Origin of the sequence: Paenibacillus monticola (assembly GCF_009664975.1) — a bacterium.
Taxonomy (GTDB): Bacteria; Bacillota; Bacilli; order Paenibacillales; family Paenibacillaceae; genus Paenibacillus_AQ; species Paenibacillus_AQ monticola.
Window position 1 is genome coordinate 346,372 of the sequence record NZ_WJXB01000001.1, and the last position, 24,357, is coordinate 370,728.

Consider the following 24,357-nt stretch of genomic DNA (forward strand, 5'->3'; position numbering starts at 1 on the left):
CATAAAGGAAGTGCGAATGAAAGATGGAAGAAATCCAAAATTATATACTGGCGGTATGCTCAATACTCATCGCAGTAGTAGCTGTTTATTCGGCTTTTAGGCTGTTTCGTGACTTCTCATTAAAGTCTCCAAGGGTCAGAGCCATGCGCACCAGCTTTGTCATTATACTGGTCAGTACAGGAATTTGGACGATGCATTTGCTAGGGAATCTCTCACTTCAAGGGTACGGACAAGCTGAAGGGAACCCCTTGTTTCCTTTGATGATATATGGTTTGACAATAATCATTGTATTATTTCTGTTCTATCGGTTGCGGATATTACAGGTGGAGAGAGACCAGTTGAAAGAGCTGGCGTATAAAGATGCTTTAACGGGCTTGCTGAATAAAAATGGTATGGATCACTTTTGGGATCATTGTAAGGAAAATGAACAGCTGGCGGTTCTATTCTTGGATCTAAACCGCTTTAAGGCGATCAATGACAACTTAGGCCACCACGTAGGTGATTTGTTGCTGCAAGCAGTCGGAGGCAAGCTGAGCCAATTCTCCAGCAAAGGGAAACGGCATATCTTCCGAGTGGGCGGTGATGAATTCGTAATTATCGCCAAGCATTACAGTCAAAAAGAAGCTGAGCAGCTTGCCTTACGAGTTCTAGAGAAAACGACAACACAATACCAGTTGGAGCAGCATAATCTCTTTGTCTCGGCCAGTATAGGTATTACTATGAGTCATGGCAAGGTAGAGCGTTCCCGGTTACTTAAAGAGGCGGATACAGCCATGTACAGTGCCAAACAGCTGGGAACAGGTCGTTATTCCGTTTATAAGACACCTACTAGCGGCAGCTATGCCAGATGGTTTGACAACTTCAAATCCAGATAAGGAAATAGATGTCGGTGAGTTATGCACCTGTGGAGTGGAGCGTCTTCACTGGCTTTTTGCGTCCATTCATCAGGAACAGACAGAGCAAGGCAATTAGCATACTGGCCGCTGCACAGTAGAACAGAATAGAATAACCATGCAGATCAATCAGCAGCCCAAGCAAGGGAGGCGAGCTGATTGCTGCGAGTGAAGATACCAGATAATACATCCCTGTTCGTGTGCCAATGCTCTCCTCAGTACCCGTTGCCACAATATAAGGGTAGGAATTGATATTGATGCAGGCCCAGAACATCCCGCCAATCAGCAGTAAGCCCCGCAGGAACAACAGATTCTGTGCAAAGCCTACCAGTGCGAACACGATCATAAGACCGCATACACCGACAACAATGATTTTTTTCTTCCCGAAACGTCCGCCCAGCCAGCCGCTAGGAATAGCGAATAGCACAAAAGCCAGCGAAAAGAAGGTGAGGGAGAACGAGGCCGCTTTTTCGCTCAGCCCGAGGTGATGTTTGCCGTAGAGTGTAAATAGGGTCTCTACGCCTTGATAAGCAACAAACCAGAAAAAAATCGCCGCTAAGAGAAGTACCGTTGTCCGGTCTAGCTGCTTCTTAAAAGAGATGCGGGCAGGGTTGGCAGTCCCTGCGACTCCTTCCTGATTCACGCCGTCCCGGTTCTCTTTAATGAAGTGTGAGACGATAAATAAGCATAAAAGAGTAATCAGACCCGCTACGATAAATGGCAGCGCCGGGTTTGAGTCATAGAGGATGGAGCCCACGCCAAAAGCGAGGATCGAGCCAAATCCACCCATGAAATTAATCAATCCGTTAGCCTTCGTACGCTGAGCATCGGGGGTAATATCCGGCATTAAGGCGACTGTCGGCGAACGGTACAGGCTCATGGCCAAGTTCATCAGCATCATGAATAACAGCAGCGTGAACAGACCGGTGTGAAACGGAATTAACAGGGTCAGCACAGCAGCCAAAGGCATTCCAATCATCAGATAAGGCATTCTGCGCCCATAACGCGTGGTTGTGCGGTCACTGCGATTGCCGATCCACGGCTGCAGGAACAAGGCAAAGTAATTATCAATGGTCATCATGAAGCTGATCAGGGCCACACTATGCACATACTTTTCCAGGAAAAAGGGCACAAACGCGTTATACAGACTCCAAGTAATGCTGATGCTGAAAAAGCCAAAGCCGAGCAGCCAGACCTTCTTCACCCCATCAGCCTCCTTGGGCAGCCAGAAGTTCGGCCAGCAGGTCCGGATGATCGGTAATAATGCCAGCCACGCCTGCAGCTATTAAGTATTTCATCCGCTCCGGATCATTTACGGTAAAAGGATGATAGTCAATGCCATGAAGTGTTGCTTCGGCGACGAACTCCGGCAACACGGCATAGTGGGTAGCGTGCAGCGCATCTGCTTTTAGTGAAGCCGCATAATCCCATGGACGATACAAACCTTCACCATATAAAATTCCGGTTAGAATATCCGGAGCAATAGATTTACAGTAAGCCAGGGAATAATGATTGAAGCTCGACAGGATGACCCGTTCACTCATGTGGAAGTCCCGCACAGTCGCGATGACCTTTTCCTCCATACCAGGGTACAAGAAGAGCCCGTTCTTAAGCTCGATATTTAGGATCGTATCACGTCCTTGCAACAGATCAAGCAAGTCCTCTAGAGTCGGGATCTTTTCCCCTTTGAATGCAGCTCCGAACCAGGAGCCTGCATCTACCTCCAGTACTTCCTGAAGGGTCTTATCCTTTATATATCCGGTTCCATCCGTAGTACGGCTAAGCGCTTCATCGTGAATAAGCACGAGTCCGCCATCCTTGGTCATTTGTACATCGGTCTCAATGCCGGTTGCTCCAAGGACTAGACTCTTGTGGAATGCCGCCATCGTATTCTCTGGACATACCGCCGATGCGCCACGATGCGCAAAATTAATGATGTTTTTCATCAGCTTACAATCCCTCCGCCTTATGATTTATAAATATCTGCAGTTGCGATCTTCCCTAATCCATATTCCACATAGAGCTAAGAAACCCTGTCCGGAAATACTGTAAAGGTACTACTTTTGAAAATTTAACCTGGAGTTAACAGGGGACATACATAAAGGAGCAATATCTCTGGGTTGTTATGCTGCTTTACTTGGAAAGCCACTCCAGCAATACAGCAACACTTTGCTCGGACGATTGCTCTGCCGTACGTAGCGTAAGCTCCGGACATTCCGGGATCTCGTAGGGATCGGAAATTCCGGTGAAAGAAGGGATTTCACCACGACGGGCCTTGGCATACAGCCCTTTGACATCTCGCTCCTCGCAGATCTGCAACGGGCAATCTACATACACCTCCACGAACTGTGGGAGCTCTTGGCGGGCATACAACCGCATGTCCCGATAGGGACTGATTACCGACACAATCGTAATCACACCATGCCGATTTAACAATCCAGCGATATAGACTGTCCGGCGGATATTCTCGAACCGGTCCTCGCGGCTGAAGCCGAGCCCTCGCCCGAGGTTACGCCGCAGCTCGTCGCCGTCGAGCCATTCTACGGCCATTCCTTGTTCGCGGAGCTTATCGGCCAGCAGGGCGGCAATCGTTGATTTGCCCGCACCGGATAGTCCGGTCAGCCATAGGGTGAATCCTGAATTCAGCTTATTTATCATCGTTGAGATACTCCCATAGGGGGGATTCGCTCCAGTAAGCCAGAGCCGTAAATGTCCTGTAGCCCCAGCTGCGGCATATGAATATAACCAATATAACAGTCGCATAGCGGCATCCGGCAGCTTCGCTCAGCGGAGAGGCCCTCCAATCTATCGCGGTATAGGTTGCCGATAACGCCTCTATCCTTGTAGCAGCGTTTAACGAGTCCAGAGCCTTGTACATAGAATACATTGCGGCCTGCGTTGCATATTTTGCCAAGACTCTCATAGTCCATAGCATTAATAGCGAAGTGTGGGTCGATGCTGCTTAGGTAGGAAAGCTCCTCTGCTGTATAGTAATTTGGTTTATCCTTATAAGCATTTACCCATAAATATACGTCCTCCGGCAGGGCTGTGCGCAGTGAAGCTATAGCCGCAAAAGCACTGCGAAGACCCACGCTGCCTACACTAAACGGAATGCCCCTCTCATACAAAGTCGCACATTGGGCTAAGAATTTATCTTCCCGTACCTGTCCCGGATGATAGGTGGCCCAGAAGGCTATTTTGTCGCGATTCAGATCTGCGGTGAAATTTAAGTCCGCCGATAGGTTGGTCTGGATCGCCACCTTATCCACATGTTCCATGGTAGAGAGCGCGATCAGGGCGTCTTTGTACCAACGGTGAATAAGCCCTTCACCATAAGGATTGAAGAAAATAGACAGCTGATGACCTTCTGCTCCCTGTGCTCCTACCCACTTTACGAAGGTTTCAAGTCCCTCGCGGTCCTTGGCGAGGGTGGCAGCGCTGTCCCTTGTTTTGCCGAAGGGGCAATAAGGGCAATCGTAATTACAGGAGGTGAGAGATCCGCGGTAATAGAGAACTGCCTTCATGGCAAGACGAACCTTTCCATTTGCTCACGAATCTCGCCTGAAATAAACCAGTCACCGATAGAGTCGGAGTAGCCCATGCCCTCAGGGGTTAGGGTCAGCACGCCGTCGTCCTCTTGGCCAAGCTCAGTTTGCAACAGCAGGGACAACTTAGGGTAATCGCTCCACAGTGAGCTTCCGAAGCGCTCTCTGTAACTGGAAATCAGCAGCCCCTCGCTATGCAAAATAGCCTTTAGAATAAAGCGGCGCTGCTGCTCTTCAAGGCTCAGCATAATCCCGTAATCTGCCGTATCATAACGCTCTGTTGCCACATAATCGGCGATAATACTCTCCGTTGCTTTGCGGCTGACACCGTAACGGGAGGCATAATGGACGCTGCGCGTATAGGATCTAGCTCCACAACCCAGCCCGACCATACCTTCCTCTTGGCAGCTGTAATCGAGAATGGTTTTGTTCGTCCCTGCGGCTTCTTTGGCGAAGCGGCGCATAGAATATTGGCGGTAACCGCGGCTTATGAGCAGCTCGCGGGCGGCGTTGTAGCAATGAAGGCGGATATCACCCTGCCGCTGCATATCTCCGGGCTTAACGATTGTATGCTCACGGGTGTAGAGCGGATAAATAAAAATTTCCTCCGGTTCATAGGAAAGAGCCTGATCCAACGAATAGAGCCAGGAATCCACACTTTGTCCAGGGAGCCCGTAGATCAAATCCAGATTCAAGATCGGGAAATCGTATTTCCCCAGCAGCTCCAGCGCACGGTAGACCTCATCGGGATTCTGTGGGCGGTATATGGCTGCGGATTCAGCGGCCACAAAGCTCTGAATGCCCATACTGACCCGGTCCACCGAGGACTCCTTAAGAATCGTCAGCTTCGCATCCGTCAGGGTCTCGGGAGAGGCTTCTACCGAAATGGATGCAACGGTCGTATCCAGTCCCATAATATCCACAGCTATGGTGAACAGGCGACGCAGCTGATCTTCGGCCAGCAGGGTGGGCGTACCGCCACCAATGGCGAAGCGGGCATAAGGCTTATGCTTGGTGAACGTTGCCCATTGCTTCGCCTGTCGCTCCAGCGCATCCACATAACGGGTGTGAACATCAGCGCGTTTGTCAGGCAGCGTGAACAGATTGCAGAATCCGCAGCGCGCGCCGCAGAAGGGAATGTGCATATACAGGAAAAAAGCTTCCGCAGGCTCGTCCTCCCATAATTCCTTCAAAGGAAGCGGAGGCTGCAGGTCGCGGTAGGCTGTTTTATGGGGATAGGAATATAGATAAGAGCGGTAAGGGTAAGCGGTAATATGCTCTTTCCACAGCAAAAGCTCCTCGGCAGAGAGGAAGTGCTTCCCATCATTGTGGAGGAGTAGATCATCAAGTGGTAAGGTCATAGCTGTTCTCCTTCCTGTTACAATGTGAATTCACGGTAAGGGACATTCCACACCGTCTCGTGTGCGAGCCGATGCCCCTGATAGCCATCTTCGCCGTAGGCCGTTCCATGATCGGAAAAAGCGAGACAAAAAACCGGATTCCCCCGCTCCTGGAAGGCAGCGAATAACCGTCCCAGCTCGCCGTCGACATAACGAAGCGCAGCGCGCTGGCTGTCCACGGAATCTTTGCGGGCCCCCGGCAGAAAATAATGGTTCGGTCCGTGCATGGCTGAGATATTAAGGAACATGAACAATCTTTGCTCGTGTGATGTGTCCTTCAGCAGCTTCAAGGCATGATTCACCTGATGCTCCGTGGAGCGCGGATTAGTGACGCCAAACGTCATCCGCCAGTAGCTGTGCTGGAAATATCCGGGTAGTACACGGGCGAGCGGTACTTTTTTGCTGAAAAAAATAACGCCACCGATACAAATCGTACGATAGCCCGCGCCAGCAAGCCCGGACACCAGATCCGGCGTATCGAACAGCCAGGTATGGGGATGTGTCTTCATTCCGGTATTCCTGGAATGAAAGAGTCGGACATGCTCCGACTTATCTGTTGTTGCCGGAGTCGGCAGGAAACCGCCAAAGAAGGCGTGGTGCGCAGCATAGGTGAAGCTGCCCGGGGTATGGCGTTTCTCCCAAGGACCGCCACCGCACAGGTTTGGACAATTCGCCTCCTCCAGCACAGCAGCATCATACCGCAAGGTATCCAGTGTGATCATCAGAATATCATGAGTGCCAACAATACTGTTCATATCCATCATGCTGAACCCTCCTGTGCGACCGGTGGTGTAGGGGGTTTGGCGATATAGTCTCTGGCGAACAATACCTTCATTTCCCATTCGTAGGTGCTGCAGCCGTGGTATTTAACCTCGTACAGCAAGTCGCCAAACGGGTTAACATCCACTACGAAGCAACGCTGTGAACTCCCGGATACAAGTACATCTATACCGGCAATACCGGAGTTCGGGAAAGCGGCTAATGCATGCACGGCTGTATCCCGGACCTGCTCCTGAATATGTTCAGACAGGCCGGCTTCCGTTGGAGACATCCGCTGGCTGCGCAAATGCAGATTCGTAATCGGGGTGCTGCTTACCCGGGCGATGGAGTGGCAGGCTTCTCCGTATACTACAAGCTGGCGGATATCGAACGACCGTGCACCGTGCCCTAATTTGGGTATCCATTGTTCCGCATAAGCTCCATGACGATAGAGCCAGTCAATAATTCCTGAAATGGTTGCGGTATCGGTATATCGACGAAGTTTGCCCGAGTTATAGTAAATGGGAGGACGAGTGATGTAATGCTCTACTCCAACCGTAGTTAGGGCGACTTCAGCACCTGTTACGGGATTGATCTGGTAGGCGATGAGACCGGAAGCTGCTGAACCGCAGGCCAGCTTAATGAATATGCGGTGCATTCGTTCTGTCAGCATACTCTCACGCAGAGAAGTATAATCCGTGGGCTTCATCTCCTCACCCAAAGGTCGGGGGATGGAGATGCCCGTTTCTGCCAGGATCTGCTGCGTCCGGCGTTTATCCGTCATGTTAGCGATATCTGCGGGGTCATTTAACCACACAGAGCCCGGGCAAGCTTCGGTCGCTTCACGCTTTAGCCTTGCCAGCATGCGGCAGTAGCCGCGGAACCACTGGGATGGATGATGCAACACACCTTGCAAGTCCCTTAGCTGCCCTGCCGTCTTGACGCTCAGGGGATGGGGATCTGGGTGATCTCCGTAGGGATGCAGCGAATCGTCCATATCTTCGGCATCCGGTGCGCCTAACATGATCAAGGCACGCTCGTTCTCAAAGCTGCCGCCAGGAGATTCCAGCCGCAGCAGCGGGGGAGCGGTGCGGAGGTCAACACTGGCCTCATCAGGCAAGGACAGGGACAACTCCGCTAACGATTGTCCCGCCAACAGTCCAGCATACGGAATAATAATGGCCGGCGTTAGCCCAAGATTGCTTCTAGCTTCCTGAATACCACCTGTCCGCCTATCTCCGGGATTGCCGATAACGATTAGCGGCCGCAAGAGTGCATCACTCTGTGATGGAAGGATAGCGCCAGTCATCCCCATCCTCGCTTTCCTGCTTGTCGCTGACATCGACAGGCAATCCACTCTTCCGCCAGCGTTCCATCATCTCATCAGACATGTAATGATGGCTTAGGTTCAGCGCCTTCAGTCCTTTAATTCTATCGCTGGCCAGCAGTGCCTCGCCACCCTTGTCGCTTAACGTGCCCAAAGACAGATCCAGTGTCTCCAGCTGGTTCAGAATAGGGGCATCCGCTATAGCTTCAGCGATTTCATCCTGTATTTCACTATTTTTTAATCCTAAGTAGGTAAGCTTAGGGAACTTTCCAGGCTGAATGATGGGGAAAATGTCATCTACGCTTCCATCGAAACCGTAATTATCGACACCTAGATACAGCTCCAACTTGCGCAGATTAGGCAAACGCCCTGTGGCGATATTCTCCAGTACACCCTTGCCTAGTCCGCCGCTAATGATAATCAACTCTTCAAGCTTGTCATGGTGCAACTGGCTGAGACTCAGCTCATTCCCACCTTGAATGGTGAGCGACTGAAGCTCGGGGAAAGTGGGGAGCAGCGCAGACAGATCGCTTTGTGTAATCCATGAAATCTCACATTCCTCAAAGCCCATCTCACCGATGAACAGCTTGCGCAGAGCCGGGAAGCTTGCACTGTATTTAACCAATGCATCCACAACTTCTTCTGAACTATTCTCATAGGCTTGTCCCCAATCGCCGATGATCAGACTGCTTATGGAAGTACTTTCAGGGCTACTGCTTAACTTCTCAATCTCTGTGCCAATCCTTTGGCCATCTTCGAATTCATCATAACCAATCCCAAGCTTTACTTCAGTCATGGATCTTCCCTCCCGGAATATTTTGACTTTGAAGATACCCTATCATTTGGAAGTAGGGTAGTCAAATCAGAATTAGTAGGAGGGGCTATTTAAAGATTCCAGTGCCGAAACCGCCAGCTTGGCGAACTCTGCCCAGTATTCGTCGTTTACGGTAGCAAGGGAGCCGGACGATCTTTTTTGGCGAAGGCGAATATGGGTTACCTATACTCATTTAATGAAAAAGGCGCGCATCCGGTTTGACTCGGTGCGCGCTTTGCGAAAATATAAGAATTTATATGTTCACACGATAACTTATCCTTATATTTCTCGAAGAAACGGATGCCGCCTCTTTCAGAGGACGGCAAAGCCGTTTCTTCTTGTTTCTACTGAACCTTGGAATTCAGGGTTACTGAGAGGCCAGATTATAGGTTACCGTTTTGGCTTTTCCCTCTGGCAGTGGAGTGTAAGTGAACGTCAGCACATCTCCAGTACGTTTGGTCAGAACCAGCATTCTGGTTAAGATATAAGGGTCTCTGCCATCGGTCCGCTGCCATTCCTGCCAATCCTCGCTGCTAATCAGCTTCGCGCTAAGATTTGTAGCTACACCCGTCTCCGTATTAATCGCATACAGCTGCACGGTAGCAAGCGAACGTATCAGCACCACATCAGCTGCGGCATACTCCACTGTGAAATCATCGGTCACTCCAGTGATTTTCTCCAGCTCATACAGCTTGCCAAGACTGCCATCCCCATTAATATACTGGACATTTAGGCCATCCGTCATATAAAGCTGCGTTGTGGTTAGCCGGGGAGCCTGCTGGTAGGAGGAGTTGCTGAAGTGATAATCCATTTGCTTCAGGATAGTTCCGCTATGGATAAGTGCCTGATACCCGTTGCTGAAATCGTTAAACATGGCATAATGTTGTTCACTGAGCAGCAGCAGATCTGCACCCTTTCCGGCGTCGGTAATAACAAGCCCATAAGAATACGCCGAAGGTTTCAGTGGCAGACTGCCCATTCGCTGCGGCTTTCCCTTAACTGATGCGCGATAGTAGAGATCACCGTTTTTTTGCGAGACCCAATAGGTCCGGCCCTGGGCAGAGGCTGTAACATATCTCGGCTCATCCACAATATTCAGAGTGCTGCTGCCTTTGTCGTATACGATTTTGCCGCCCAGCGCGACTACCCCGGACACGAGGGGAATATACATCCCCCCCTTGATAATACGCGTGGGCTTCGCTAGCGTTGACGCTGCTCCGTTCACCTTCAACGATTTGGAACCGGAGATGAAGCCGATCTCGCGCTCTGGAGAAATCAGCTTCGCCGTTTTGGAAGCTTGGTCCCAGGATAGCGTGTACCCCATTGCTGCTGCCAGTGACTTCAGGGGAACCATTGTTGTTCCATCCACAATGACCTTGCTGCTGCTTAGACCGGTGTCACTATAATTCAATAAAATGCGGCTATCCTGTCCAGCAGAGGCTGTACCTACACTTAAAGTGAATGTCGCAGCGAGCAGACCGAGCACGAGTGTCCATTTTTTCATTTCTGAATATCTCTCCTTAGATTGGCGTTTTTCCTTCTCCTGTATCTAGACTGCATTTTATGGAAAAAGTTTCAAAAAATATGGGATACACTGGATTTAGCTAGACTTCGTTTCGTCAAGAGCCTATCATAGAAATCATTATGATTCCACTATAAGAAGGAAGAAGGAAGCGATTCGTTTGAAATATTGTCTGGAATGCGGAACAGAGCTGATCATGAAAGAGTGCGAGGGGGAAGGACAGATCCCTTTTTGTGAATCCTGCGGGATGTTCAGGTTCCCAATCTTTAGTACAGCAATGAGTACAGCGGTATTGAATAGGGACAAGGATAAGATTCTGTTAATCCAACAATACAACCGGCAAGACTACATACTGCTCGCAGGTTACGTGAATAAAGGTGAAAACGCCGAAGCCACGCTCATTCGCGAGGTGAAGGAAGAGGTAGGGCTTAACGTGATAGCCTATGAATATATGCGGAGCCTTTATTTTGAGGCATCCAATACGCTGATGTTAAATTTTATTAGTGTTGTAGATTCGGAGGATTTAAGTCAGGTCAGCGCTGAAGTGGATCATGCGACATGGTTTACTTTTGCTGAAGCGGCAGAAGCGATCAAAAAGAACAGCCTGGCGGAAACCTTCCTGCTGGCGATTATTGAGAAGCTGACTGCGGGTAGTGCAGAAATTAAGGTATGACGGGAGGAACAGATATGGGTTACATCAGTGAACTGCGAAAGCTGGTCGGGACAAGACCGGTAATTATGTCCGGGGTAGCGGTATTGGTATTTAACGACAGAGGGGAGCTTTTGCTGCAGCGACGTGCCGATTCGGGTGACTGGGGTACGATTGGTGGAGGCATGGAGCTTGGTGAATCTTTTGAAGAGACGGCACATCGGGAACTGCATGAAGAGAGCGGACTCATCTGCAAGGAACTGATTCTCAAAGCCGTATTATCAGGTAAAGACATGTATTACCGTTATCCTAACGGAGACGAGGTATATAATGCGATAATGCTGTATGAGGCGATAGGCGTAGAGGGAGAGCCGTTCCTGAATGATGATGAGGGGCTGGAGCTGAAGTTCTTTTCGTTAACTGAACCCATAGACAATATGAATCATGCTTCATATATGATCCTGTCCAAGTCAGGGTGTATTCAATGGTGAGGATACACACATTCGGAATACATAACGTGAACTACTATATAGACCGTGCCCTCAGGTATGGGCTATGATTTGCACTGTACAATACTTTTAGGGGGATACTAATATGATCGTAGATACTTTAGATCACTTGCTGGAGAACGAGGCTGCTTATGGAGATAAGATTCAAAGAGGGCTGCAATTTCTGAAGAACACAGATTTTACCGGACAGGCTGCCGGACGTCATACTGTAGATGAAGAGATGTTCTACTTCATTAACGAATATGAGACCAAGGAGGCTGCGGATTGCTTCTGGGAGGCGCATCGAGTGAACTTAGACCTGCATTATATTCTTGAAGGAACCGAGCGGATCGGCTACTCTGCCATCGAGCGTCTTCAGGTGAGGGATGAGTATAGCGCTGAGAAGGATGCGGTGTTTTTCACTGGAGCAGTGGAATCGGCAGTAGCTGCAAGCCCGGGTGATCTGGTGATTTGTTATCCGCAGGATGGGCATATGACAGGCATTGAGGCAAAGCAAAAGGAAGCTGTGCGTAAGGTAGTCTTGAAGATCAAGATATAAGGCGTGATTGAATTACAGAAAAGAACCTTTCTTTGGATGATGGTGGGTAGTACCACTTAATCCAGGAGAGGTTTCTTTGCGTTAGTAGACAACCATTTTTTTGGTAGTAATTCACACATCTACACAAATATGATAGCATGGGTCATATATTATTGGAAGCGGATTCATTGAGATGGTTTTATACCAATACCATGTTAAAAGGGAGTGGGCCCAATGATGAAAGTACTGATCGTTGATGATGAACCTTGGGTTCTTGAAGGATTAAAAACGATGATTGACTGGGGGAAACATGGCTTTGAAGTATGTGGTGAAGCGTTAAATGGTCCCGATGCTTTGCGACTAATCCAGGAGTATAAGCCCGAGCTAGTTCTTACAGATATCCATATCCCCGTTATCAATGGTCTAGAGTTAATCGCACAATTACATGAGTTGATGGTAACACCCCCAAAGTTTGTGATTCTAAGTGGCTATGATGATTTTAAATATGCGCGCACCGCATTGCGGTATCGAGTGAATGAATATTTACTAAAGCCGATTGATGATGATGAGATAGAGTCTTTATTGGGCCGGCTCAGCTTGATCATTCAAGAGGAAACTGCCTCTGAACAGACACTTGGCAAGAAGCAGTCCTTTATCAGGGGGAATATCATTAATCGTCTAATTCAGGGGGAATACAATGAGGGCCTGGAGCTTCAGGCACGGAATGTAATGAAACTTCAGGACGAAGCGGAACTAGTCTGCATTCTTATCTGCTGTGCTTCCAACACTCTGAATTTGATGCAATATGTCGAGGGGACTTTCCCTCAGGGGTTAGCCTGTTTTTTTGAGGACTCTACCGGGAAAATTGGAATTATGCTGCAATCTAGCTCCATTTCCCATGAGAGTCTGGATGTTATGGTTACCCAGCTCCGCAAGGATTTGGTAGGAGAGCAGGAGCCAACTATCCTAGTTGCAGTGAGCGAAAGAGCGATAGGGGTACAATCTATTCGAGCGTTGTATTTGCAAACACAAGAGATTTGGAAACTGAAATGCCAACTGGAGAAAGGCGGAGTATTCTTTTATAGTGATCAACGAAAATTAAAAAAGGATGATGACTATCATCAGGATATTTTCAAACAGCTCTTGGACAAGGTTGAAAGGAATGAACAGGAGCAAATAGAATCCTGCGTGAAGAGAGCGTTCGCTTCCTTTGCCGAAGATCTGTTGACTAGCGAGGTCGTAAAGACCCGTGTGGTTAATCTGGAACTGACCATATGTCGGCTTCTGGCCGAAATGCAGGGAAATCCAGATCTAATGATGACAAAGCTTCACCAAGAATATGGGAATCTAGGGGATCTGAATGATTATTTAGCCCTCAGTAAATATGTTTGCAGTTTAAGTAGGGAAGCGGCTATCTATCTGTCGCAATTAAAACAACAAACGGAAGGGAATACGATATTTAATGTGATTCAATATGTGGATCGTGAATTTCGCACCAAACTACAGCTTCAGGATTTAGCTCTCCACTTTCATATGAATTCAACGTATTTGGGACAACTATTCAGAAAGCATACGGGCCAAGGCTTTAGTGAATATTTGAATGAGAAACGGATGGAGGAGGCCAAATCTCTCCTGATGAGAACCCAATTAAAAATATCTGATATCGCTAACCAGGTCGGTTATTCAAAGACGGACTATTTTATCGATAAATTCAAGCTGATTGTGGGTGTAGTTCCCTCAGTATATAGAAATATAAACAAAAACCTGAAGCTACAGGGAGAAGGGGCTCAGCATGGGGAGAAAGAGGTTTAAGCTGGGGAAATTAGTCAATGATATTCCACTGAACTATAAATTTTTTCTTATCTATTTTGTGGGTGTACTCTTGCCCATTATGGTTATTAACCTGGTTTTCTTGGACCGTATATCTGATCTGATTAAATCGAGAGAGCAGCAGAATCTGGAGATATCGTTAGAGCGGGCCCGAAAGGATATTCATGATTTTATTGAGGGAGGAGTGGCAGTCAGCTACGCACTTACCACAGACAAAAACCTGTATGAAATGCTTGATCGTACATACGCAAACCCGTTGGACTTTTACGATACCTTCAACAATCAGCTGAGAGATCGCATGAGCAGCTATATGCCGGTAAATAATCAGATTGAACGCATTAGTGTATTTACTACGAATAGCTCTGTCGTTTCTGGAGGGAATTATCAAGTGATTACCTCGCATGTATTGAAGAGCGACTGGTATAAGCAGTGGAAAGCGGCTAAAACTCAAGTTTTGGTTACCGCTTACCATTTGAATGCGAATAACAATCTGGCCGCTACCGTTCCTTATTTAAGTGTAATTAAGGGTATGGACAACTATAGTTCCCTCAATGAATATCAGAAGCTGCTCCGCATAGATTTGGATATTAGCAAAATCTATGACTATATCGTCAGAGAAAGAGACTACTTAAGTCTTTACTTAGTCAACGAACGGAACGAGATTATTATGTCTGCAGAAAGTGGTTACCAGTCAGGAACGAAGGAACCTTATCCTGTATTTGAACTGCTTGATGATAAGCAAACAGAGGACGTTCATATTCTACCGATTGGTTCAGCCAATTATCTTAAAGGGTGGCGCATGATTGGAATCACTGAAGGAGAACGGATTTCTCAGGCAATCATGGAAATGAGAATGTATGCGGGTCTATTGGCCTCAACGGTCACGCTGATTTCCTTCGCTTTTATTTATGTAATGCTAAGATCCTATAATTATCGAGTGAAACGGCTCTCCAGACATATGCAAAAAGTAACGAATGAGAAGTTTGACTTAATCCGGATCGACGAAGGTCGTGATGAGATTGGCGGATTGATTCAGAATTTCAATATCATGACCTCCAGGATGAATTCTCTGATTAATGATGTGTATAAATTAGAAATCCAGAAGAAGAATCTGGAGATGGAAAGGGTACGGGCTGAACTCAACTTTTTGCAGAGCCAGATGAATCCTCATTTTCTGTTTAATACACTAAATGCCATCCTGGTTGTCTGTACCAAAAACAATTACGCCGATGTCACAGATATTATTAAAAGCTTGTCTAAATTACTCAGAAGACTGCTTAGCTGGAAGGAAGATCTCGTATCGCTACAAGAGGAAATGACCTTTATCGAAATGTATTTGAAAATCGAGAAATTCCGGTTCAGAGATAAGTTTGAATATCAGTTTGAGATTGATGAGCAATCCCTTCAATATAAAATCCCGAAACTGAGCATGCAGCCTTTGGTGGAGAATTCCTGTAAGCATGGCCTGCAAACGATTGAGGGACTTGGAATCATTAAAGTGAAAACCGTGGTCAAGGATGCTCGGTTAAGCATTACGGTTACCGATAACGGCAAGGGAATGGAAGTCAGCAAGCTGAAAGAAATTATGTACTCCGTACGTAATGAAGGTTCATCAGAAGCGAATATTGGGATTCGGAATGTCTACCGAAGACTGGAGCTTTATTATAATGATCAGGTCCGGTTTGGGATCACCAGCAGTCCGAATGAAGGGACGGAGGTCTCTTTTGACATTCCACTAAAACTCCTTGAACGAATACAATAATAGGCTAAAGAAGAGAGGGGAGCTCATGAAATTCAGAGTGTTATTAATCGATGATGAGCCTAGTGCCCTTGAAGGAATGCAAATGTGGATCGATTGGCAGGAGCTTGGTTTCGAAGTGTGTGGGACAAGCAGCAATGGCAAAGAAGGCTTGCAATTGATACAGCAACTTACACCAGATCTGGTGATAACGGATGTAAATATGCCGCTTATGAATGGGCTGGAGATGATTGCAGCCTGGCAGCAAACGAAAGCTAAAGATGTTAAATTTGCGATTTTAAGTGGTTACAGTGAGTTTGAATATGCTCAGACCGCGATACGTTACGGCATCAACCATTATTTGCTTAAGCCGATTATCCCCGAAGAAGCCGCAGAAGAGCTGAAGGAAATTTATCAGGAGTTGGAGCAAGAATCGGAAGCGTTGAATTTGAATCAGATGGCTTCGTCTGTGGAGATAGCTACCCTGATTAAAGGTGTGCTTTACGAGAAATCTACAGACGAGGCTAACCTCAATATTCTCACACGGCTATCGGAAAATAGGAGTCAGTGGGGGATCAGTCTGATACAGACACAGCCTGAATTATACGGTGAGGTAAGAGGGAGTACAGCAGCTTTATTAGCTAATGAACTATCCATGTATCTTATTGATTTGGATGCGAATATTTTGGCAATTGTATATGGATATACCCTTGGGCATGATCAAATAAATGCAGTGCTGAACAAATTACTTGCTGATTATGTCAAGCATCCCTTAGCGATTGCGGTAGGAGCTAGCGTGAGTTCTTTGTTAAATATTGCAAATGCTTACCAATCGGCGAGAGAAACCATGCTGCATTATTTCTATAGACCTGAATTCTCGGAGATTCTGTCTTACCAGGACATACAGAATGACTCCTTCAGCTATCATTATGATCAAATGAAACTAATGGATGCCATGATTAAGCCCCTTAACACACTGGATAGAACAAGCTTTATTCAAGCGGTGGGTGCTGCTGCCAGCAGTTTCCGTGAGATGCTTATTGCACCTGAGGTCGTAAAAAAGATAGTCATTCATATCATGTACAAAATTATAGAGTATACGCGTGAAGCTGGTGGAGCTCAGGTGGAATATTTGCTAGCCAGATTCAGTATTCCTGAAATTCTGGATTCGTTAATTACGTTGAATGATTTAATGGATAACTTATTAGCTTGTGGTGAGGAAAGTATTAATCTTCTTTTGCGAGAGCAAAGTAGAAGATCTCAAGGTATTGTGCAAGATATTAATCACTATATTCAGGAGAATTTCCGCCAAAATCTGACGATAAAGAGGCTTGCTGAAATCTTTTATCTGCATCCGGTGTACCTTGGACAATTATTGATGAAAAAGAATGGAATGAACTTTAATGTGCAGTTGCACAGTCTTAGGATCGAGGAAGCAATGCGGCTTTTTAGACAGAATACACTGAAAAATAGTGAAATTGCTGATAAAGTAGGCTACTCCAATTATGGTCAGTTTCTTAAACAATTTGAAAAAAAGATGCAGATGAGCCCAAATGAATATAAGCAGACCAAGATCTAAACTTTTTCGGGGTACACCTTTAATTCGTTCGTATTTACACGGGGGGTTCACTTCTATAATTAGAAATTGTAAGGGCTTACATCCCTTGTGTAACAACAAAAAAATTGGAGGTGCTTTATGGGGGGCAAGTCAAAGTCAATGTTCAAGCTTAGCCTAATTGTATTGTTATCCCTGAGTTTTACCCTAGCAGGGTGTGGTGGGAATACCAATAATGCTTCAGAAGGTAAAGAGAACACGGCAAAAGAAACAGCAGCCGCAACCGGGAACACAAACACTAGTACTAAGGTCGAACCTTTCGACATCAGTGTCTTTATCGGTGAAGCCGGTCAGCAACCTACTCCGGACAATAAAATTTACAAGAAAATTAAAGATGAACTGGGAGCCACCTTTAATTATGAATATCTGGCCGGCGATTTGAACCAGAAGCTGGGTGTAATGATTGCCGGTCAGGATTATCCGGATGTTATGACCGGTAATACCAAACTTACGGCAGCAGGTGCCTATATCCCGCTCGAAGACCTTATTGAACAATATGCTCCAAATTTGAAAGCGCATTATGCGGACTACTGGAACATGATGAAGGACCCTAATGATGGACATATTTATATTTTGCCTAACTATGGTGTCTATAACGGTAAAGTTAACAGTTCATGGTATTCAGGTCCGGCGTTCTGGATTCAGAAGGCCATTCTGAAAGAATTCGGTTATCCGAAGGTCAAAACACTGGATGAATATTTTGATCTCATCGCTAAATATAAAGAGAAATATCCAACCATTGATGGAAGCCCTACCATCGGGTTTGAAATTCTTAACAATGACTGGAGAAACTGGGGATTGTTTAATGCTCCTCAGCATTTGATCGGTCACCCTAATGATGGTGGAGTTGTAGTTAATGATAGCGTAGCTGAAATTTTTGCGGATAAGGATAGTGCCAAGCAGTACTATCAGAAGCTTAACGAAGTTAATAATCTAGGTCTGATTGATAAGGAAACCTTCGTACAGAACTATGATCAATACATGGCGAAGTTGTCCAGTGGTACGGTTCTGGGTATGTTTGACCAACATTGGAATTTCAGTGCTGCAGAGAACTCCCTAGTAACTCAAGGGAAAGATGAAAGAACTTATGTAGGTCTTCCTCTCGTATTTGATACTAAGACGAAAGACTATTACCGTGATCTCCCTGTTCTTAACTTGAACAATGGTTATGGGATTAGTATTAATGCCAAGAATGCTGTACAGATCATTAAGCTGCTAGATTCGCTCATTACTGAAGATTGGCAGAAGACACTCTCTTGGGGGGTTCCTGGAGAAGACTATGAAGTGACTGATGCAGGCAGATTTATCAAAACTCAGGAACAACGGGATAAAGCGGTGGATGCAACCTGGATATTGGCTAATAAAGCGAAGACATTTAATGACTTTGGACCGAAGCTCGAGGGCAGTTACGCGGACGGGAATTCCACCGATGCCGCCGCTCAGCCAGAAGAATATCTTGCTAGTGTAAAACCGTACGACAAGGAAATCCTGGATGCCTACGGATTCAAAAGTTACGTTGATTTCTTCAGCGAACCGCCAGCGAACCCTGTCTATTATCCAGCGTGGTCCATCGATTTGGTAGAGGGGTCCGAGGCTAAAGTTGTCAATACGAAGCTGAATGATTTGTCTACGAAGTTCTTGCCCAAAGCCATACTTGCTGAACCTGCAGATTTCGATTCGGCATGGAGCGAGTATGTAGGAGCGATTGGTAAAGTCAACGTCAAGGCCTATGAAGATAAGATCAATGAACAAATTAAATGGAGAATTGATAACTGGAGTAAATAAGCAGAGTGTTCTTTTAACAAATCAGAAAGTGGAGGGCTAATTCGCCTTCCTCTTTCTGAAATATAAGGATTTGGTGGGGAGATCAACTATATATGGATGAGATCTTAGCGGAAAAAAAAGTCGTCCGGCATCCTAAAAAAAAGAAGCAGCCTATCACTTGGGATCTAATTAAAAGTCAAAACCAGCTGGTTTGGATGTCTGTTCCATTACTGCTCTATATCATACTTTTTGCTTATGTCCCTGTATGGGGATGGACCATGGCTTTTCAGGATTACAGACCGGGACGCGCCTTTAACGACCAAAAGTGGGTAGGATTCAAGCAATTTAAGTTTCTGCTGACCGATGACAATTTCTTGCGAGTGTTGCGGAATACCTTTGCGATGGGTTTAATTAATCTGATCCTTGGCTTTGTAACCGCTATCGTATTAGCTCTGCTGCTGAATGAAATCCGCAAGGTATTTTGGAAAAGAGCGGTACAGACCATTTCGTATTTGCCTCACTTTCTGTCCTGGATCATTGTAACGGGGATTGTAGCCACCTCGCTCTCGATCAATGACGGTATTGTTAATATTGTTCTGATGAAGTTGCATCTTATTCGTGAACCGATTCTTTGGCTTAGTGAAGGAAAGTACTTCTGGGGCATTGTTGGTGCCTCGCATGTATGGAAGGAAGTTGGCTGGAATACGATTATTTATTTGGCTGCTATCGCCTCTGTCGATCCAGCACTATATGAAGCGGCCGAAATTGACGGGGCCAACCGGTATAAGAAAATGAGGTTTGTTACCTTGCCGGGCATTAAAGCAACCATTGTGATTTTGTTGATTATGTCCGTGGGTCATGTTCTGGAGGCAGGTTTTGAAGTGCAGTATTTGTTAGGCAACGGACTCATTGTAGACTGGTCGGAAACCATAGACATTTTCGTATTGAAATACGGGATTGCCCAGGGGAATTATTCATTGGCCACTGCAGGTGGTATTTTCAAAACGGTCGTTAGTATAACTTTGCTGCTGTTTGCGAACTGGACTGCTAAACGGCTAGGGGAAGAGAGGCTGTTATAGCTATGGGAAACCAACAAATTAGTCCTCAGAAAACTGCAGGCATTGTCATAAAAAAACGTTTGGGTTCAAGTGGTATGGAGCCCATTTTGTTTAATACATTCAACACTATTTTTATGATTATCTTGGTTACTGTAACGTTATATCCGTTTCTTAATACCATCGCTGTTTCGTTCAATGCAGGGAATGATACCATTCGTGGTGGAATTTACCTCTGGCCGCGAATATGGACAACACAAAACTATAAGGCTGTGTTTGTTACAGGGACTATTTATGATGCATTCTGGGTGTCGGTAGCGCGTACGGTTCTCTCAACGATATTAAATATTTTTCTGACGACGATGTTAGCCTATACCTTAAGCCGCAAAGAATACGTGTTTCGCAAGTCGATCACGGTCATCTTTGTGCTCACTATGTATTTTAGCGCTGGTCTGATTCCGGGATATTTCCTGATCAAGAATTTGCATTTGTTGAATTCTTTCTGGGTATATGTACTTCCCTCTATGGTTAGTGCCTTTAATATGATTGTTATCCGTACTTATATCGGCACGATTCCTGAAAGTCTCTTGGAATCGGCGAAAATTGATGGCGCAGGGGACTTCAAAATTTTCATACGGATTATATTCCCGCTATGTAAGCCTGTATTGGCTACGGTGGCTCTCTTTGTAGCCGTAGGAGCATGGAACTCCTGGTTCGATGCATTCCTGTATACGTCCTCAAGACAAGAGCTGAGTACTTTGCAGTATGAGTTAATGAAGCTGCTGTCCTCCACGATGAACTCTAACAGCAACCCTAATGTGGCAGCAGGGGTAGGGATGAATCAGAATTCCGCACAAGCGATGGTGACTCCACTATCGATCCGGGCTGCGGTTACCATCGTTGCTTCGGTACCTATATTGGTAGTCTATCCGTTTATGCAGAAGTATTTTGTGGTCGGCCTAAATGTAGGGAGTGTTAAGGAGTAATCACACAACTACTTATTACAGAATGGGAAGGTTGTCTGTCAAATGATCCAATCCTCAATTGCTTATGCTAACCCGATTCTCCCTGGCTTCTATCCTGATCCGAGTATTACTCGGGCAGGTGATGACTACTATCTGGTATGCAGTTCCTTTGAGTATTTTCCAGGGGTACCCTTATTTCATAGCCGCGACTTGATTCATTGGACACCAATAGGTCCTGTTCTAGACCGAAGTAGTCAGTTGGATACACGCAAGCGCAACAGCTCGGACGGGATCTTTTATATGAAGTCTTAATGAACCGGGTGAGGTGGCTTTTATAGGCAGAAGACAGCAGCATATTCAGGCAGAATGGAGCACCCTGCTAGATTGTAAAGCATCAGTGGATGGTGAAGAGGCTGGACTTTGCGCCAGATTGGATGAACAAGCACACTATGAAATAATGCTGGGACAAAAGGACGGTCAAAGGATAATAACAGCCTATTTGACGGCTAAAGGAATAACGGAAGTTGCAGCTGAGGTTGTCTTCACAGCGGAGAGCGTATATCTGAAGATACAAGCTGAACTAACTCAATATTCGCTACTTTATTCCCTGGATGGTCAAGAGTGGTTAAAGCTAGCGACTGGCTCAGCTTATTTGTTATCCCCTCAGGCCGTGGAAGGCAATGGTTTCACGGGTGTTGTAATCGGCCTCTATGCGACAGGTAATGGAAAGACTTCTGTAGAGCCGGCCTGCTTTCGGGCGGATTGCAAACCTTGTTACGAAATAAAGCTTATAAGAGGACTATTAATCTAGCTGCACAGAAACACCTTCCATTGTGAGGGTGTTTCTTTTCTGTCAGTATTGCTAATTAAGGGGAACCAAACGAAGGGATGTCATATGCGATGATGATGGCCGTACAGTATGATCGACGTAGCTCTTGCCAAGACTACGAAGTTGGATACTAGAGCAAATCTATAGTCAAGGAGGAATAAAGGATGTTATTAGAGGTTATTGCTACCACAGTGAGTGATGCTATTATAGCCGAACGTTATGGCGCTGATCGGATTGAACTGATTACAGGGATTAGTGAAGGTGGTTTGACGCCCAGTTTAGGTCTTATTGAAGAGGTGCGGGAGAAAGTCACAATTCCTGTTAGGGTAATGATCAGACCGCATGCCCGGTCATTCATATATGATGCAGCAGATCTGGAAACGATGCAACGTGATATCCGCCATATCCGCTCCGTGGGGGGCTTGTCTCTTGTGTTAGGAATACTTCGCCATGACGGGACGGTAGCGGAGGATTTGTTAGGCCAGCTGCTGGAGACAGCAGACGGTATGGAGGTTACTTTTCACCGGGCTTTCGATGAGGTAGAAGACCAATTCGAGGCCCTTAAATTATTGGCGCGATATCCGCAGATTACGGATATTCTAACATCCGGTGCACGTCATACTGCTCCAGAGGGGAGAGAGCGGATTGCAGCACTGGAACATCTAACCTCGGAGCAGTCCATCTCCATTTTAGCTGGCAGTGGCTTATCTATAGAGGGACTTAGCAAATTTATTAGTGACACGGGAGTGAGTAGGGTGCATTTCGGGTCAGCTGTCAGAGAAGAAGGAAATCCGCTGAAACCTATTGACCCTATGCGGCTGCAGGCTGTTCGTATGCTTCTGAATCCTTAGTTTGTGGCTTGTGGTGTTGAAGGTTGTGCACCAACCAGTAGCCTAGGCAGCAGAAGCAGTAATTTCTCCCGGGTCAAAGCATCTGCAGAATTCCACTTGGTTCCATCAAGCAGATAGACATGACCCTTCTGTACGGCGGGCAGACTGTTCCAGAGCGGGTTGAGTAGCAATTGCTCCATGGCGAATCTGGAGTCTGCACTTTCAGGGATGAGCATGAAGATGTGGTCTCCGGCATATAAATGCAACTGATGAAGCTCAACTTCGGCGAAACCGAGATCTTCAGCTAATATGTCCCTAACCCTATCTTCAGGCTGAAAGCCGCAGGCAGCATATAGAGCGGATGCCAATCCGGTCGTTCCCATAACGTAAAGATGATGGCCATGGTCATAGAGCAAAGCGGAGGCGGTCGCCCCAGGCTGCAGGATATCCGTATACAGGCGCTGCCACATGGCAGCGTTTTTTGCTGCGAAGTTATTCAGCCAGGCGGCGGCTTCCCGTTCCTTGCCGAGCCAGCTTCCTAATAAGGGTAGACGTTCTTCCAGCGGTGCAAAAGAGTTGAAAGTAAGGGTCGGCGCAATCTTGGCAACCCGGTTATATTCTCTTTCATCGGGATTGGCAATAATGATCAGATCGGGGTCTAGCGAACCCGTTCTCTGGACATCCAGCGGGAATCCAACATTGGCCAGTTTCTTCAGGCGGTGCTTGTAGACACTGTTCCGTGTGAAAGCCTCATCTCCTCCGACAGGTTTTACGCCCAGCGCCAATAAATCACCGAGGGTCTCACCATGATAGACAATCCGTTTGGGCCTGTCCGGAATGTCCACTACATGACCTGTCCAATCCTTGACCTCAACTTTCGGGCGCTGGGACTGTGCGTATTGTCCCGGTGTAATCCCAGTCTTCTGTCGGAAGCGGCGGTTGAAGTAATATTCATCGGTGAAGCCGACTAGATGAGCGATTTCGCGCAGGGATTCGCCGGAATGCAACAGTAATTGCTTCGAATGATATATGCGTAGCTCAGTCAGGAAATCAAGTGGCTTCTTGCCCGTCAGTTTTTGAAATATGGGAGTATACTGCCAAGAGGAGACATTAGCCTGCTCTGCAAGCTGCCGTACGGTGATGTTATCCATATAGTGATTCTGCAAATATGTAATGGTGCTTTCTACGGACTGCGCAGGACTGAAGTTATGTTCTGAAGGTGAATTATGCTCGAACAAGAATAATAGTAGCTCCTGAAATCTTAACTGCTGTTTGAAAAAGGGGATATCATCTGTGTCACCTTTGTTTATGAACAAATCTTCTATAAGGCGAATCATTCTATGGAAAGGGTAGGCAATCAGCTCCCGTTTACCCGGGAATATCTCGTGAGTGTAGGCTTCGGGCTGCCCGTTTATATAGATAGCCAGGAATGAGATTTTATAGTAGTAGAGTGTAATATCATTGCCGTATGTGTGAAAAGATTCCCCGGGAGACAGAAGGTAGCTCTTGTCCATACGGAGTGGCAGGGCGTCGTCATTAATGAACAAAGTACCAGAACCGCTTGTGAACACAAGGAGGGTATGCTGATCAGCCCTTTCTGTAATCTCTGGCGGAGAGAGTGAAGCGGCAGGCTGAACGATAAATTCAATATTCGTTAATTGAAAAAGCAAAGAGCGCAGCGGGGCAGCGGGTGTTGATGAATGCGGCATGTTCCAAAGTTCCCTTCACAAATGAGAATTGTTATCAATCACCATATTGTATAGAAAAAAAAGAAGCTTATCAACTGGTGTTGACAG

The 24,357-nt window shown here is 46.5% G+C and carries 22 protein-coding genes and 1 pseudogene; 13 read left to right on the forward strand and 10 right to left on the reverse strand.

Translation table 11 applies throughout. The features are described from left to right. The first annotated feature begins 23 nt into the window (after positions 1-23). Positions 24-875 (forward strand): diguanylate cyclase domain-containing protein, encoded by an 852-nt coding sequence (locus tag GJB61_RS01530; RefSeq protein ID WP_154116453.1) that lies wholly within the window; start codon positions 24-26, stop codon positions 873-875. Between the two features lie 19 nt (positions 876-894). Here the strand turns inward: GJB61_RS01530 and GJB61_RS01535 are convergent, their stop codons facing one another. From GJB61_RS01535 to GJB61_RS01575, 9 genes are all read right to left on the reverse strand, one after another. Then, on the reverse strand, positions 895-2,097 hold the full coding sequence (locus tag GJB61_RS01535; RefSeq protein ID WP_338115637.1) for an SLC45 family MFS transporter: 1,203 nt from the start codon (positions 2,095-2,097) through the stop codon (positions 895-897). Between the two features lie 4 nt (positions 2,098-2,101). Further along, positions 2,102-2,839, reverse strand: coding sequence for a glycerophosphodiester phosphodiesterase (locus tag GJB61_RS01540; protein ID WP_154116457.1), 738 nt, complete (start codon positions 2,837-2,839; stop codon positions 2,102-2,104). 187 nt (positions 2,840-3,026) lie between these two features. Next, positions 3,027-3,551: an adenylyl-sulfate kinase gene (gene cysC, locus GJB61_RS01545; RefSeq protein WP_154116459.1), complete on the reverse strand. Its 525-nt coding sequence runs from the start codon at positions 3,549-3,551 to the stop codon at positions 3,027-3,029. Then, positions 3,548-4,417 (reverse strand): STM4011 family radical SAM protein, encoded by an 870-nt coding sequence (locus GJB61_RS01550; RefSeq protein WP_154116463.1) that lies wholly within the window; start codon positions 4,415-4,417, stop codon positions 3,548-3,550. Before GJB61_RS01550 ends, cysC begins: the two co-directional genes overlap by 4 nt. Continuing rightward, positions 4,414-5,799: an STM4012 family radical SAM protein gene (locus tag GJB61_RS01555; RefSeq protein ID WP_154116465.1), complete on the reverse strand. Its 1,386-nt coding sequence runs from the start codon at positions 5,797-5,799 to the stop codon at positions 4,414-4,416. The genes GJB61_RS01550 and GJB61_RS01555 overlap by 4 nt, the downstream gene beginning before the upstream one ends. 17 nt (positions 5,800-5,816) lie before the next feature. Continuing rightward, positions 5,817-6,602, reverse strand: a complete 786-nt coding sequence (locus GJB61_RS01560) for an STM4013/SEN3800 family hydrolase (protein ID WP_154116467.1) — start codon at positions 6,600-6,602, stop codon at positions 5,817-5,819. Then, the gene (locus GJB61_RS01565) at positions 6,599-7,912 is read right to left on the reverse strand and encodes an STM4014 family protein (protein WP_229521403.1); all 1,314 of its coding nucleotides are present in this window, start codon (positions 7,910-7,912) and stop codon (positions 6,599-6,601) included. Before GJB61_RS01565 ends, GJB61_RS01560 begins: the two co-directional genes overlap by 4 nt. Further along, positions 7,875-8,720 carry an STM4015 family protein gene (locus GJB61_RS01570; RefSeq protein ID WP_154116469.1) on the reverse strand — a complete coding sequence of 282 codons (846 nt, stop codon included), beginning with the start codon at positions 8,718-8,720 and terminating at the stop codon, positions 7,875-7,877. Before GJB61_RS01570 ends, GJB61_RS01565 begins: the two co-directional genes overlap by 38 nt. Before the next feature lie 385 nt (positions 8,721-9,105). Further along, positions 9,106-10,242, reverse strand: a complete 1,137-nt coding sequence (locus GJB61_RS01575; protein WP_154116471.1) for a copper amine oxidase N-terminal domain-containing protein — start codon at positions 10,240-10,242, stop codon at positions 9,106-9,108. A 265-nt stretch (positions 10,243-10,507) separates the two neighbouring features. On the opposite strand from GJB61_RS01575, the gene GJB61_RS01580 reads away from it, so the two are divergent. From GJB61_RS01580 to GJB61_RS01630, 12 genes and pseudogenes are all read left to right on the forward strand, one after another. Further along, a complete protein-coding gene (locus tag GJB61_RS01580; protein ID WP_229521404.1) occupies positions 10,508-10,933 on the forward strand; it encodes an NAD(+) diphosphatase in 426 nt (141 codons plus the stop codon). A 14-nt stretch (positions 10,934-10,947) separates the two neighbouring features. Beyond that, a complete protein-coding gene (locus GJB61_RS01585; protein ID WP_154116477.1) occupies positions 10,948-11,400 on the forward strand; it encodes an NUDIX hydrolase in 453 nt (150 codons plus the stop codon). A gap of 103 nt (positions 11,401-11,503) precedes the next feature. Then, positions 11,504-11,956 carry a NanQ anomerase/TabA/YiaL family protein gene (locus GJB61_RS01590; RefSeq protein ID WP_154116479.1) on the forward strand — a complete coding sequence of 151 codons (453 nt, stop codon included), beginning with the start codon at positions 11,504-11,506 and terminating at the stop codon, positions 11,954-11,956. 213 nt (positions 11,957-12,169) lie between these two features. After that, entirely contained in the window at positions 12,170-13,747 is a 1,578-nt protein-coding gene (locus GJB61_RS01595; protein WP_154116481.1) for a response regulator transcription factor, read from the forward strand. Beyond that, a complete protein-coding gene (locus GJB61_RS01600) occupies positions 13,728-15,527 on the forward strand; it encodes a sensor histidine kinase (protein ID WP_154116484.1) in 1,800 nt (599 codons plus the stop codon). The genes GJB61_RS01595 and GJB61_RS01600 overlap by 20 nt, the downstream gene beginning before the upstream one ends. Positions 15,528-15,552: 25 nt before the next feature. After that, positions 15,553-17,082, forward strand: a complete 1,530-nt coding sequence (locus GJB61_RS01605) for a response regulator transcription factor (RefSeq protein ID WP_154116486.1) — start codon at positions 15,553-15,555, stop codon at positions 17,080-17,082. Positions 17,083-17,199: 117 nt separating this feature from the next. Then, positions 17,200-18,903 carry a type 2 periplasmic-binding domain-containing protein gene (locus tag GJB61_RS01610; protein ID WP_154116488.1) on the forward strand — a complete coding sequence of 568 codons (1,704 nt, stop codon included), beginning with the start codon at positions 17,200-17,202 and terminating at the stop codon, positions 18,901-18,903. A 92-nt stretch (positions 18,904-18,995) separates the two neighbouring features. Then, positions 18,996-19,961, forward strand: a complete 966-nt coding sequence (locus GJB61_RS01615; RefSeq protein ID WP_154116490.1) for an ABC transporter permease — start codon at positions 18,996-18,998, stop codon at positions 19,959-19,961. Positions 19,962-19,963: 2 nt separating this feature from the next. Then, positions 19,964-20,923: a carbohydrate ABC transporter permease gene (locus GJB61_RS01620; protein WP_154116491.1), complete on the forward strand. Its 960-nt coding sequence runs from the start codon at positions 19,964-19,966 to the stop codon at positions 20,921-20,923. A gap of 42 nt (positions 20,924-20,965) precedes the next feature. Continuing rightward, positions 20,966-21,199 (forward strand): annotated as a pseudogene (locus GJB61_RS31450) (family 43 glycosylhydrolase); the annotation flags it as partial. 28 nt (positions 21,200-21,227) lie between these two features. Beyond that, positions 21,228-21,713, forward strand: a complete 486-nt coding sequence (locus GJB61_RS31455) for a beta-xylosidase family glycoside hydrolase (RefSeq protein ID WP_338115638.1) — start codon at positions 21,228-21,230, stop codon at positions 21,711-21,713. Positions 21,714-21,895: 182 nt separating this feature from the next. After that, entirely contained in the window at positions 21,896-22,582 is a 687-nt protein-coding gene (locus GJB61_RS01630; protein WP_154116493.1) for a copper homeostasis protein CutC, read from the forward strand. On the opposite strand, the gene GJB61_RS01635 is transcribed toward GJB61_RS01630, so the two are convergent. After that, the gene (locus GJB61_RS01635; protein ID WP_154116495.1) at positions 22,579-24,270 is read right to left on the reverse strand and encodes an AraC family transcriptional regulator; all 1,692 of its coding nucleotides are present in this window, start codon (positions 24,268-24,270) and stop codon (positions 22,579-22,581) included. The genes GJB61_RS01630 and GJB61_RS01635 overlap by 4 nt on opposite strands. Positions 24,271-24,357: the final 87 nt, after the last annotated feature.